The sequence below is a fragment of the Acinetobacter sp. YH12252 genome, from assembly GCF_013417365.1.
GTDB classification, from domain to species: Bacteria; Pseudomonadota; Gammaproteobacteria; order Pseudomonadales; family Moraxellaceae; genus Acinetobacter; species Acinetobacter towneri.
The window spans coordinates 17,965-30,635 of the sequence record NZ_VPEA01000008.1; the positions used below are offsets into that span (position 1 = coordinate 17,965).

Annotated in this window: 16 protein-coding genes; 5 read left to right on the plus strand and 11 right to left on the minus strand. The window is 43.8% G+C overall.

The features are described from left to right. The first annotated feature begins 137 nt into the window (after positions 1–137). The gene (gene rph, locus FTV28_RS09285; RefSeq protein ID WP_004974074.1) at positions 138–854 is read left to right on the plus strand and encodes a ribonuclease PH; all 717 of its coding nucleotides are present in this window, start codon (positions 138–140) and stop codon (positions 852–854) included. Positions 855–1,031: 177 nt separating this feature from the next. Next, positions 1,032–1,247 (plus strand): hypothetical protein, encoded by a 216-nt coding sequence (locus tag FTV28_RS09290; protein ID WP_035310860.1) that lies wholly within the window; start codon positions 1,032–1,034, stop codon positions 1,245–1,247. Between the two features lie 106 nt (positions 1,248–1,353). Here FTV28_RS09290 and nadC read toward each other — a convergent pair whose 3' ends face one another. Next, positions 1,354–2,199 carry a carboxylating nicotinate-nucleotide diphosphorylase gene (gene nadC / locus FTV28_RS09295; protein WP_004974082.1) on the minus strand — a complete coding sequence of 282 codons (846 nt, stop codon included), beginning with the start codon at positions 2,197–2,199 and terminating at the stop codon, positions 1,354–1,356. 177 nt (positions 2,200–2,376) lie between these two features. Between nadC and ampD the strand changes: the two genes are divergently transcribed. Continuing rightward, positions 2,377–2,976 carry a 1,6-anhydro-N-acetylmuramyl-L-alanine amidase AmpD gene (gene ampD, locus FTV28_RS09300; protein ID WP_004974083.1) on the plus strand — a complete coding sequence of 200 codons (600 nt, stop codon included), beginning with the start codon at positions 2,377–2,379 and terminating at the stop codon, positions 2,974–2,976. A gap of 50 nt (positions 2,977–3,026) precedes the next feature. Next, positions 3,027–4,577 carry a murein biosynthesis integral membrane protein MurJ gene (gene murJ / locus FTV28_RS09305; protein WP_171287394.1) on the plus strand — a complete coding sequence of 517 codons (1,551 nt, stop codon included), beginning with the start codon at positions 3,027–3,029 and terminating at the stop codon, positions 4,575–4,577. A gap of 77 nt (positions 4,578–4,654) precedes the next feature. Here murJ and FTV28_RS09310 read toward each other — a convergent pair whose 3' ends face one another. The 10 genes from FTV28_RS09310 to FTV28_RS09355 all read right to left on the minus strand — a co-directional run bounded on the left by FTV28_RS09310 (position 4,655) and on the right by FTV28_RS09355 (position 11,963). After that, positions 4,655–5,344: an FKBP-type peptidyl-prolyl cis-trans isomerase gene (locus tag FTV28_RS09310; RefSeq protein ID WP_004974089.1), complete on the minus strand. Its 690-nt coding sequence runs from the start codon at positions 5,342–5,344 to the stop codon at positions 4,655–4,657. Between the two features lie 56 nt (positions 5,345–5,400). After that, a complete protein-coding gene (locus tag FTV28_RS09315; RefSeq protein ID WP_004974091.1) occupies positions 5,401–6,105 on the minus strand; it encodes an FKBP-type peptidyl-prolyl cis-trans isomerase in 705 nt (234 codons plus the stop codon). Between the two features lie 552 nt (positions 6,106–6,657). Then, positions 6,658–7,680 carry an NAD(P)-dependent alcohol dehydrogenase gene (locus FTV28_RS09320; RefSeq protein WP_004974093.1) on the minus strand — a complete coding sequence of 341 codons (1,023 nt, stop codon included), beginning with the start codon at positions 7,678–7,680 and terminating at the stop codon, positions 6,658–6,660. A 94-nt stretch (positions 7,681–7,774) separates the two neighbouring features. Next, entirely contained in the window at positions 7,775–8,338 is a 564-nt protein-coding gene (locus FTV28_RS09325; protein ID WP_104852759.1) for a DNA-3-methyladenine glycosylase I, read from the minus strand. A 52-nt stretch (positions 8,339–8,390) separates the two neighbouring features. Next, positions 8,391–8,636, minus strand: a complete 246-nt coding sequence (locus FTV28_RS09330; protein ID WP_104852758.1) for a hypothetical protein — start codon at positions 8,634–8,636, stop codon at positions 8,391–8,393. 18 nt (positions 8,637–8,654) lie between these two features. Beyond that, positions 8,655–9,194: a M23 family metallopeptidase gene (locus FTV28_RS09335; protein WP_131261236.1), complete on the minus strand. Its 540-nt coding sequence runs from the start codon at positions 9,192–9,194 to the stop codon at positions 8,655–8,657. Between the two features lie 60 nt (positions 9,195–9,254). Continuing rightward, the gene (mutY, locus tag FTV28_RS09340) at positions 9,255–10,289 is read right to left on the minus strand and encodes an A/G-specific adenine glycosylase (protein ID WP_131261235.1); all 1,035 of its coding nucleotides are present in this window, start codon (positions 10,287–10,289) and stop codon (positions 9,255–9,257) included. A gap of 135 nt (positions 10,290–10,424) precedes the next feature. Then, positions 10,425–10,787 carry an HIT family protein gene (locus FTV28_RS09345; RefSeq protein WP_070155794.1) on the minus strand — a complete coding sequence of 121 codons (363 nt, stop codon included), beginning with the start codon at positions 10,785–10,787 and terminating at the stop codon, positions 10,425–10,427. A gap of 69 nt (positions 10,788–10,856) precedes the next feature. Then, entirely contained in the window at positions 10,857–11,597 is a 741-nt protein-coding gene (locus tag FTV28_RS09350; protein WP_179990221.1) for a dienelactone hydrolase family protein, read from the minus strand. A 207-nt stretch (positions 11,598–11,804) separates the two neighbouring features. After that, complete coding sequence (locus FTV28_RS09355) at positions 11,805–11,963, minus strand: DUF1328 domain-containing protein (RefSeq protein WP_004974108.1); 159 nt, start codon at positions 11,961–11,963, stop codon at positions 11,805–11,807. 191 nt (positions 11,964–12,154) lie between these two features. Between FTV28_RS09355 and FTV28_RS09360 the strand changes: the two genes are divergently transcribed. Beyond that, positions 12,155–12,607: a YcgN family cysteine cluster protein gene (locus FTV28_RS09360; RefSeq protein WP_026438343.1), complete on the plus strand. Its 453-nt coding sequence runs from the start codon at positions 12,155–12,157 to the stop codon at positions 12,605–12,607. The last annotated feature ends 64 nt before the right edge of the window (positions 12,608–12,671 follow it).

Here is a 12,671-nt window from a genome sequence, read left to right on the forward strand (position 1 = left end):
GATGAATGAAGCCACTTTGTAAAAATACAGGCAAAATTTACCGAAACAGCACACGTCAAGCTTTGGAAAAGCGACCTGCGCTGTGGCATCTGTTATACTTGCGGGCAATTTATTTGAGCCAAAAATAAGGACACATTATGCGTATTGACCAACGAGCTTTAGATCAATTACGTGAGGTAAAAATTACCCGTAACTATACTCGCTATGCTGAAGGTTCAGTGTTGGTAGAGTTTGGTCATACCAAAGTTTTGTGTACCGCAAGTATTGATAACTCTGTACCGCGCTTTTTAAAAGGGCAGGGACAAGGTTGGGTAACTGCAGAATATGGCATGTTGCCACGTTCAACTCATACCCGTAGTGACCGTGAAGCGGCGCGTGGTAAACAAAGCGGACGTACACAGGAAATTCAGCGCTTAATTGGTCGTAGCTTGCGTGCCATGGTCGATTTGAAGAAACTGGGTGAAAACACCATTACCATTGACTGCGATGTGATTCAGGCCGATGGCGGTACCCGTACTGCAGCCATTACAGGTGCAGCAGTGGCATTGATTGATGCTATGAATGTGTTGCTGGAAAAGAAAAAAATTAAGCATGACCCATTAAAGGGTTTGGTGGCTGCAATTTCTGTGGGCATGTACCAAGACCAAGTGTTATTGGATTTGTGCTATGAAGAAGATTCAAATTGCCAAACTGATTTAAACGTGGTGATGACACAAGCAGGTGAATTTATTGAAATTCAGGGTACTGCTGAAGATAAGCCGTTTAATCGTGTGCAATGTAATGCCATGTTGGAAATGGCAGAAAAAGGTATTCAGGAATTGGTAAAAAAACAGCAGCAAGCTTTAGGTTGGTAAGCTAAGCTTTTTGATGTTTTTCTGCTGTTTAAGAGCGCATCTTCGGATGCGTTTTTTTATGGATGAGATTTAGATTGCGATAGGAAGCGTGAAGCAAAAAGCTACAATATTGCAGGATGGGTTCTTTTAAGATGGAAAACTGTATGCAAAGAGCCTGAATGAAAAGAGGAGGAAAGCATGAAACTATTGATTATTTTAATGTCTGCCATGATGTTGTTTTTAACTGCATGTGATTCACGTACTGAGCGTGAAAATGAAGACAATCGTAGTGTACTCGGTCAAGCTTCTGACAACGACAACGACAACGACAACGACAACGACAACGACAACGACAACGACAACGACAACGACAACGACAACGACAACGACAACGACAACAAGGACGATGATTAAATTCAAAATTGAGGCATAAAAAAAGGAGGCTCATTTGCCTCCTTAAAATCAATTTTTGGAAAAAATTAAGGGTGCAGATTGCACCCTTAATTTTAAAAGTAATCGTTTACGCATTAAAACGCATTGATAAATCCACAGCTTTGACATCTTTGGTTAAAACACCCATCGAAATATAATCTACGCCTGTACTAGCCACTTCACGTAAATTTTCAATGGTGATGTTGCCCGACGCTTCAAGTTTACAACGACCTGCCACATGCTTGACCGCATCAATCATTTGTTGCTGGCTAAAGTTATCCAACATCACAATATCAGCTTTGGCTTCAAGGGCTTGATTTAGTTCATCCCAAGTTTCCACTTCAACTTCTACAGGTTTGCCCGGAGCAATGGCATGTGCTTTGGCAATTGCCTGAGTAATGCCGCCTGCTGCCATAATGTGATTTTCTTTAATCAAAAAGGCATCAAATAAGCCTAAACGATGGTTTTGTCCACCACCGACCGTGACAGCATATTTTTGTGCAATGCGTAAACCCGGTAAGGTTTTACGGGTATCTAGCAGTTTGGTATTTAAGCCTTCAAGTTGTTGCACATAGGCTGCGGTTTTAGTCGCAACAGCAGACAGGGTTTGCACAAAATTCAGCGCAGGGCGTTCTACCGTTAACAGGCTGCGTGCAGAACCTGCCAATTTCAAAAAGGCTTCATTGGCAGCAACGTGGTCGCCATCATTTTTTAACCACGTGACTTGCACATTGGCATCGTATGCTTGAATCAGGGCATTTACCCACGGTTGACCTGCCAAAATCATGTCTTCACGGCTAATAATGGTGGCAGTGGCCTGCTCATCTTCAGGGGTCAATAATGCGGTAATATCACCATCGCCAATATCTTCTTGCAAGGCTTGCTGAATATTGATTTGGATGGATTGTTCAAGCAAAGCTGGAGAGATGCTCATAAGATTTTCCGTGTCGATCTTGCCCATGAAAATTGCGCGTTATATTAACACTGTTCTGCGTCAGGATGTGTTTTTTAGCCACGTTCGGGTGTAATTTAAGATGTTCATTGTCACGCGTTGGCATTAAACTGAAATTTCTGTTCTATTTTTCTATTCTAATGGTTTGGGGATTGCCTTATGCAGCATGTGCCGTCGTTTCAGGTGGTTGAGGGTCAATTACAAGGGGCAAGACAAGTCCCATCTCCGAATTTCAACGCCCGTCCGACAGACCAAGAGATTCAATTGCTGGTCATTCACAATATTAGTTTGCCGCCGTCACAATTTGGTGGTGGTTATATTGAGCAATTTTTTCAGAACCAAATGGATTGGTCGCAGCATCCTTACTTTCAGACCATTCAGGGCCTGCAGGTTTCGGCACATTTGTTGATTTTAAGAACAGGCGAGGTGCTGCAATTTGTTAATTTTGCAGATCGGGCGTGGCATGCGGGGCGTTCTAGTTATTTGGCACAGCCTGAATGTAATGACTATTCAATTGGGATTGAATTAGAGGGCAGTGATGACTTGCCTTTTGAAACAGCGCAATATCAGAGTTTGGTGCAGGTGGTACACAGTTTGCAGCAGGCCTATCCGAGTATTCAACAGCATATTGCAGGACATTCCGATATTGCACCGGGACGTAAAACTGATCCGGGGCCGTATTTTGACTGGCAGTATTTTCGTGAACAGTTATCTCAACTTAAAGCTTCGACATCACAGGAAAAATTGATCAATCAATAACAAAACTTTGTTGATGCTTTGATTACAATAGCGACTAAATTTTTAATTGGGTGGTAACGATGGCGCTTTGGCGATCGACCTTTATTGTCAGTGCAATGACCATGCTGTCACGGGTGCTAGGATTAGTCCGTGATGTGGTATTGCTGAATGTGTTTGGTGCAGGTAAAGATTTCGATACCTTTGTGGTGGCGTTTCGTATCCCCAACTTTTTCAGGCGACTGTTTGCCGAAGGGGCGTTTTCGCAGGCATTTATTCCTGTATTGACCGAATATAAAACCAGCCGCACTCATGCCGAAGTACAAATTTTAATTAGTCGGGTTTTTGGCTGTTTAATGACGGTAATGACAGGGCTAACCTTTACCGCCATGGTGGCTGCGCCTGCGGTGATGTATATCTACGCACCGGGTTTCCATAGCGACCCTGAAAAGTTTGCGCTAGCCACCGATATGTTCCGCCTGACCATTCCTTATTTGTTGTTTATGTCGCTGACGGCATTTGCCAGCAGTATTTTGAACAGCTATGGCTCATTTACCACGCCTGCCTTTGCGCCTGTATTGCTGAATGTGGCGATGATTGCAGGTGCATTATGGCTCACACCGTACATGGCAGAGCCGATTATGGCACTGGGTTGGGCGGTGATTATCGCGGGTGCTTTACAACTTGCGATTCAAATTCCAGAACTATGGCGTAAAAAGCTGCTGATTCCCCCTAAAGTTGATTTCAAGCATGAAGGGGTGGATCGGATTATGAAGCTGATGCTGCCTGCTTTATTTGGGGTATCGGTCACGCAAATTAACCTGCTACTCAACACCATTTGGGCATCTTTTATGCAGGATGGTTCGGTGTCGTGGTTGTATAGTGCGGAACGTATGACAGAGCTACCTTTGGGCTTAATTGGTGTAGCGATTGGGACGGTCATTTTACCGTCACTGTCTGCGCGTCATGCAGAACAAAATATGGATAAATTCCGCGGCATGATGGACTGGGCTGCACGGGTGATTATTTTGGTAGGTGTCCCTGCCAGTATTGCACTGTTTATGTTATCAACGCCTATTATCCAAGCCTTGTTTGAGCGTGGTCAGTTTAGTTTTAAAGATACGCAAATGACCGCTTTGGCCTTGCAATGTATGAGTGCAGGGGTGATTTCATTCATGCTGATTAAAGTCTTTGCACCGGGTTTTTATGCACAGCAAGACACCAAAACACCAGTACGTGTGGGTTTAATGGCTGTGGCTGCCAATGCGATTTTAAACGTGGTGTTTATTGGCTTCTTTAAACTGATTGACTGGCAAGCTGAACACATGGCATTGGCACTGGCATCATCAGGTTCGGCTTTGGTGAATGCAGGCATGTTGTATTTCTATTTGCATCAACGCAAGATTTTCCGTTTTGGTGCGCACTGGAAAAAACTCATGGTGCAGTTTGCAGTGGCAAATGCCGTGATGATTGCTGCGTTGTGGTATGCCTTAACTTGGTATAACGGTGATGTATCACAATGGATGCGTGTGGCAGAAGTCACTGCGCTGTGTGTGGTGGGCGTAGTGGCCTATGGGGTTGGATTGTTGGCAACGGGTTTTAGACCACGTCATTTAAAACCTTAATGAAGCGAAGTTGATCTGAAAAAATACCGCAATTTAAATTGCGGTATTTTTTTGTTTAAAGATGATGCGGCTTTGGATTATTTTACAATTTCTAAAAGTTCCACATCAAAAATAAGCGTGCTGTTTGGCTCAATTGCATCGCCTGAGCCAATTTGACCGTAGGCTAGAGCAGCAGGAATAAAGAAGCGATATTTGGCACCAACTTTCATGAGTTGTAAGCCTTCAGTCCAACCTTGAATGACTTGGCTGACCTGAAATTCTGCAGCTTGATCGCGGGCGATAGAACTGTCAAATACCGTACCATCAATTAAACGACCTTCATAATGGACTTTAACGGTAGAGGTGGCTTTGGGTGATTTGCCCGTACCTGCCTGTAAGACTTGATATTGCAAGCCAGACTTGGTGACTTTGACCCCTGCCTTTTTGGCATTATTGTTTAAAAAGGCTTGCCCAATTTTAGCATTGCTATCGGCTACTTTTTTAAGCTCAATCAGTTGTTTGGCTTCGGCTTGCTTTTTGAATTGAGTCAGCACTCGTGCCATTTCTTCATCGCTTAAACTGGCGGCTTGGTCTTGTGTTGCCATTTTTAAGCCAGCAATGAAGGCTTCGAGATCAATATCTTTTAAGGTTTCCGCATTGCTGCGCCCCATTAAATAACCAAAGCTATAACCGACCTGATCTGCAACAGGACTTTTATTGGTCACGGTTTTGGCAAAACTGCCACTGCTGAGCAGTGCGATACACACAAGGGCAAGGTGTTTTTTCATTCTTTTCGTCCTAAGACCATACAGGAGAGCCAAGCTCTCCTGAAAGGGTGATGTTGTTATTTCACTTCAATCAGTTCAACATCAAAAATTAAGGTGCTGTTGGCAGGAATCATGCCTGGTACACCTTGTTCGCCGTAGCCCAGTTTCGATGGAATATACAGCGTAGCTTTACCGCCTTCCTTCATGAGCTGTAAACCTTCAGTCCAGCCCGGAATGACTTGATTCAGTGGGAATTCAATTGGCTCACCACGTTGTACCGAGCTGTCAAATACTTTGCCATCGACCAGTTTACCCGTGTAGTGCACTTTGACCACAGAGCTTGCCGTTGGCTGTTTGCCTGTGCCTTCTTTAATCACTTGATATTGCAAGCCAGAAGCTGTGGTTTGTACGCCTGCTTTTTTGCCATTTTCAGTTAAGAATGAATCACTGGCTGTTTGCGCAGCTTGCGCTTGAGTGGCTTGTTTTTGTTGCAACTCTTGCTGGAATTGCTCATAGGCTTTTTGTAATTCTTCTTCGGTGTAGGCAGGTTGTTTACGCGCATGACCTTCACGCACACCTGTTACAAAGCTGTTGATGTCTAGCTCTGGTGGGGTTTGATGTGCCACTTCATAACCCAAAGCGTAGCTGATTTTTTCAACCGCAGAAGCATTTGCCGACGCTTTAGAGGTCGCCACTGCTGGGTTTTGAGAGGCATAATAAACAGGAACAAGTGCAGCACCGCCTAAAATTACAGCAACAGCGATGGGTAAGGCTTTACTCATAGGTTTTCTCAAATTCATTTTATAGTTAAAAAAGCAGCATTCATCTTAGCAGACTTTTTCACAGACTTTTCTAGTTTGGCACGTGGCTTTGCAGCCTGTGTCGATTCAACTTTTTTAATATATGCTGCTTACGCAGTTTATTCTATAACAGACTGAATATCTAAAACATTTTTTATACATAAATCTTGTCGATTCAGGACTAGATGTGAGTCATTTAAGAAAAGTCAGATTTCGTTTGGTTGTCGGTAAATTTTCATTGTAATCGCATAAATGATCAAGATAGTGTCCTGATGGGTTGTTGTCCAATAATAGGATTAACCTTCGGTTCGACCCACTTTTGTTTCGGCAAAAGTGGGCAAAACCATTGTCATCCACAAAACCTGTTTAATTCTTGTATCTCATTCATTATTTCGCAGAAACAATAATGGTCTAATGCTACGCAGGTTGTGGATGACACTTCCGAGTATCCTCATGTGATCTAGGTTTTTAGATGAGCGGTTTTACCTAAATAAAGATAGAAATATATTTGACTATCATGACTTATCTTAAAAGTCAGTCAAAGTCGGCCTTTAACACAACCCGATAGCGTGCCTTGCCCTGATGCAAATGTTCAATTGCCTGATTGATCTGTGACATCGGAAAAACTTCCACCTGTGGGGCAATCTGTTTGCGTGCGGCAAATTGTAGTAATTGACGCAGCGCTGCAGGCGAACCTGTCGATGAACCAGTAACCGATTTTGCACCGCCAATTAAGCTGCCCGCCTTAATTTGCATGGGTTCTAGCGCTACACCTAGCATGTGAATAGTGCCATGTGGTGCAAGCGTACTTAAATAAGCATTCCAGTCCAAGCTTACGTTTACCGTACTTAAAATCAGGTCAAACTTGCCACGCTGGGTTTTAAGGGCAGCAGCATCACGGCTGTTCACTACATGGTCTGCACCCATAGCCAGTAATTCTGCGGTTTTGTCTGGATTGGAACTGAACGCCGTAATTTCACAGCCCCATGCTTTTAATAATTTGATGGCGATATGCCCCAAGCCACCAATACCAATCACCGCAACATGATGTACTGCCTGAATTTGATGTTTCAAGATCGGATCAAATACGGTAATTCCACCACAGAGCAAAGGCCCTGCACTGACAGGATCGACCTCATCGGGTAATGGAATTACCCATTGCCAACCTGCACGGACTTTATCGGCAAAACCACCTGCATGTCCCACAATGGTTGCGGTAGTGCCATTGCTGCACAGCACTTGTTCGCCTGCAATACAGGCATCGCAGTGTTGGCAACTGTCTGCAGTCCAGCCAATGCCTACACGTTGCCCCACGGTTAAGCCTTTGGCCTCACTGCCTAATTGGGTAATCGTGCCAATAATTTCATGTCCTGCCACCACAGGATATACTGAGGAATGCCAGTCATTTTGAATGACTGAAAGATCGGAATGGCATAAGCCACAATATTCGACTTTGACTTCTACCTGATGCGCCTGCAGTTCACCCGCATCAAATTGATAGGCTTGCAGGGCTTCACCTGCCTGCATTGCGGCATAGGCTCGAATGGTATTACTCATATTGCACCGTCCTTGTCATAAGGCTGACTGTATTGATTGGTGATCTTGCTATTATGGGTTGAGCAGTTTTGAATACTAAAGCTTGGATGTTGCTTTAAGATGTTGTTTTAAAGTGACAGTGATTTTCATGATCATCGACCATGCCTACAGCTTGCATAAAAGCATAGCAGGTGGTCGGGCCTACAAATTTAAAACCATTTTTCTTTAGGGCTTTCGACATGGCAACACTAGCGTCGGTTTGTGCAGGCGCAAGACGATAGTCAGGTACATCATTCCTAATAGGTTGCTGTGCAACAAAACCCCAAAGCCATGTCACGACGTTTATATCGGCGTCTTTTAGTTTTTGCCATGCACGTGCGTTGTCACGAATTGCTTGTAATTTACCTCGATGTCGAATCAATCCAGCATCTTGTAATTTGAGCGCAATATCATCATCACTGAAGGCGGCAATTTCAGCAATGCTGTATTGAAAAAAATGCTGACGATACGCTTCACGTTTTTTTAATACAGTAATCCAAGACAAGCCTGCTTGCTGTCCCTCTAAACACAGCATTTCAAATAAATGCACTTCGGCAAATACAGCTTGTCCCCACTCTAAATCATGATAGGCAATATAGAGCGGATCATCGGAACACCAGCCACAGCGTTGTATCGTCATGGGTCATGCTCCTTGTTGAATAGATAGCTGAATAGATGTGAATGGGACGGACTTAAAGCTGAAATGCTGCCCATTGGTCATGTTGGTTATCCCAATAATATAGTTCTGCCTGTTGCAGATCGTGAAAGGAAATCCAGTTGTCTTTACCAACTTTATCTGAATAACCTGTGCTGATGAGCAGGGCATCTTCAGTAATTTCCATGACCCAGCCTTGATGGACTTGTCCTGCCAATACAATTTTTTGTTGATTGCCAGATTCTGCAAATTCCACCAATCGATTTATCAAGGCTTCAGACATGAAATGTTCCTAACAAAATTAACGTAAATAAGGATAAGGATTGACCGCACCGCGTCCTTTACCATTTAAATAAAGTCCGTAATGCAAATGTGCGGCAGTGTGTCGGGCGTTGCCTGTATTGCCGACATAGCCAATATGCGTTCCTGCCTTGACATAATCGCCCACGTTTAAACCGCGTTTATGTCCATCCAAGTGTGCATAGTAATGCCAAGTGCCTGCAGGCCCTAATATCCAAATTACTTTACCACCTAAGCGATTATCGCGTAAGTCTGCAATTAAACCTTCTGTAGCGCTATACACTTTGCTGCCTTTGGCGGCAAGAATATCAATGCCTTCATGCAAACGTCCGCTACTACGAGATGCACCCCAAGTGTCATTCAACTGATGCGCTTTAATGCCCTGCACAGGAATGGGCAAGCGAGTTTTTAAACTCATTTGATTGAGTTTTTGCACCAAGGCAGGCGGGAGTGGGGTACTAGGACGTTTCGGTGCAGAACTACAGGCCGCAATCAATAAGGTAAAGAGTGACAGGCTTAAAACAGCAATCCATCGAAACATAAGACATCCTTGTAATGGCAGTGAAAGCAAAGATTTCATTCATCACGATGCTTGACTATGTCACAGATTGATTGCCGAGATCAATTTTTTCATGGCCGTCGGAATGCCCAAATCGCTGGCTTGTTGCGGACTATACCAATCTGCATTCAGTTCTATTGCCAAGTGTTCTTGTAGATCAGCATCGACCTGAAAACACAGTGCTTCAAGCTGCCAAGTGAAATGGGTAAAGCTATGTGAAATCTGTGCGCGTTGCTGTACCTGTTTAAGGCTCAAGCTTTGACACAGTTGCTCAAAAGCCTGTGCATCTTCAATGACAGGCAAACACCATAGTCCACCCCAAAGTCCTGTATTGGGACGTTGTTGCCATAACCACTGATCTGCGCATTGCAGTACTAAGACCTGTGCAGATTTAACGGGTACGGCTTTTTTCGGTTTTTTAAAGGGCAATTCCTGCTCTAAACCTTGTTGATGTGCTTTGCAGTGTTGTTGCATTGGGCAATATAAGCACAGTGGTTTTTTGGGGGTACAAATGGTGGCGCCCAAATCCATAATAGCCTGCGTATAGTCGTGATTACGCACTTCGGGGCAGAGCTGTTCTGCCAGTTGCCACATGGCACGTTCATGTACAGGTTTGGATAAATCATCTTCAATAGCAAAAAAACGTGCTAAAACCCGTTTGACGTTGCCATCCATAATGACGCCGTATTGGCGTAAACCCAGCGACATCATGGCACCACCCGTAGAGCGACCAATGCCCGGCAAAGCCATCCACTGTTCGAGCGTACTTGGAAAATGTCCTTGCTGTGCCACAATGGCTGCGGCTTTATGCAAGTTGCGGGCGCGGGCGTAATAGCCTAAACCTGCCCAATACGGTGCAACTTCATCCCAAGTTGCACGTCCTAAATCTTGCACTGTCGGAAAGCGCTGCAAAAAACGCTCAAAATATTGCAATACGGTTTTGACCTGAGTTTGTTGCAGCATGATTTCAGACACCCACACCGCATAGGGATCATCGGCGACTTGCCACGGCAGGTCATGGCGTCCGTGTTGATCGAACCATGTGAGGAGAGCATCGGAAAATGAAAAAGCAGTCATGCGAACCCAGTTTGTAAAGTAGCGGCTTAGTATAGCCAAACTGGCGTGGGAATTACGTGCATAAAAAAGAAGATGAGCGTGCATCTTCTTCTTTAGGTTTGGTTTCACTTAGTTTGGGATAAAACGAGTCCTGGTTTAAATTTGACCGCTCATGCCCCAACGGTTATCTAGCTTTAAGGTCTGACCTTCATAGCGTGGAATAATGTGGATGTGTAAATGCTCAGATTTGGCATCAAACACATCGCCATCATTAAAACCAACATGGAAACCTGCAGGTTGATGACGCAATTGCAACTCATTGCGCGCCAATTCTAATAAAGACAATAAACTTTTACGTTCTTTGTCTGTAATGTCAAAAAAAGAGCCGACGTGACGTAGCGGAATGATCACGCAATGTCCTTTAGACAGGGCATTGGGTTCAGGCAAAATTACCCCAAATTCATTTTTTGCCAAAACATCATAATCATCAAAATTGCAATAAGGGCATTGCTCAGTCATTGTTATATCCTCTTCTTTAAAATTTTCTTGGCTTGCGTTGAGTATATGCTGCGTAATGTGAACAGCAGATTAATCTGCTAAACGACGATCCAACACTTCATACATGGCAGCTAAACCTTGTTGCTCTGCCGATGCGTTATAGCCTAAATCGACCCCATTGGCTTTGGCACGTTCATCGGCTTGAGGGTTACTAAAGCCGTGTTTGGCATCTTCAAAAATAATCACTTCATGCTCTACTTGAGCCGCGTGCATTTCTTCACGGAAACTTGCGACGTCGTCTAAAGTCACCATGCTGTCCAGTTCACCATGCAACACCAAAATCTCGGCTTGTACCTGACCTTGTTGTGCAGGGGCTTTCGGGCTGAGGTTGGCGTGGAAGGTCACCACTACTTTTAATGCTGCGCCAGAACGAGCCAAATCCAGAACGACTTTGCCGCCATAACAGAAACCAATTGCAGCGAGTTTATCGCGATTTACTTCAGGTTGGGCAGCTAAAGTGTCCAAAGCTGCAGACGCACGAGTCACAATTGTGTCAGCATCTGCAAAAGTTTGCATCATCCATTCATTGGCTTGGGCTGCGGTGGTGGTGACTTTTTTATCGCCATACATATCAATCGCTAAGGCTGCAAAACCATGTTCAGCCAATTCACGCGCACGTTGTTCGGTGTATTCGTTACGTCCCCACCATTCAGGTGCGACAATCACCCCCGCGATAGCTTGTGCAGCTTCTGGTGCAGCAAAATAACCGATCAGTTTGCTGCCATCTGCAGCGGTATATTCAATTTCGCGAGTTTTGATTGCTAAAGCCATGCCTTATTCCTTATCGTTTTCAATGCCATGATTAAAGCATAATAATATGGCACGCATTTTTAAAAACAGGGTAAATACTGCCTATAAATGTGAGAAAATATTTTTAAAATAGCCAAATTGGCATTTGTTGCGTAAAAAGCGGACATAAAAAAAGAAGGAAAAATCCTTCTTTTTTATCTGATTTTTAGGAATTTATAGACGAGGTCACTAGATTTTTCCGCGAGAGAGGAAACCAACAATTGCCAAAATCACAGCAATCACCAATAAAATAATGGCAAAGTCTTTGGATAAACCTGCGACACCACCAAAACCAAGTAAACTCGCGATTAACGCAATCACTGCGAAGATTATAGCCCAACGAAACATAATTGTTCTCCATGTGTTTTTATAGCTTCTGAATTTAGTATAGGGAGCTGAACGCAGCACACTGTTTTGTTTTTGTGTATTAAATGTTCAGTTGTTTGAGTTAAGTGTTTGATTCATTTAAAGACTAAACAAAAGCAACAAGTTGAAACAAGGCTGTTATAATGACGCAGTTTTGTTATTTTCTGTGCGCTATGTCTGATCAATTACGACCTGAATTTTGGAAAAACTATCCGCTGAATGCCTTAAATACTGCGGAATGGGAAGCCTTGTGCGATGGTTGCGGTTTATGCTGTTTGGTCAAACTAGAAGATGAAGACACGCAAGAAGTGGCCTATACCAAAGTGGCGTGCAAGTTACTGGACTGTAACACAGCACGTTGTTCAGATTATGCCAATCGCTTTGACTTTGTGCCCGATTGCATTCAACTTTCCCCCGAAAAACTAGAAAAAATTCACTGGTTGCCGCCAAGTTGTGCCTATCGTCGTTTAAAACAGGGCAAAAATTTGCCATCTTGGCATTACTTAAATACGGGCTCACGCCAAAGTGTGATTAAAGCCAAAAAATCTGCGGCAGGGCGTTGTATTTCAGAACTGGATGTTGCAGAAGAAGATATAGAAGATTATGTGGTGCGTTGGGTGCGTTAATTCATACTGCAGAATAAACTTTGAATCGTGTTTTAGCGATAAATCGGTACGATTAGAAATACTC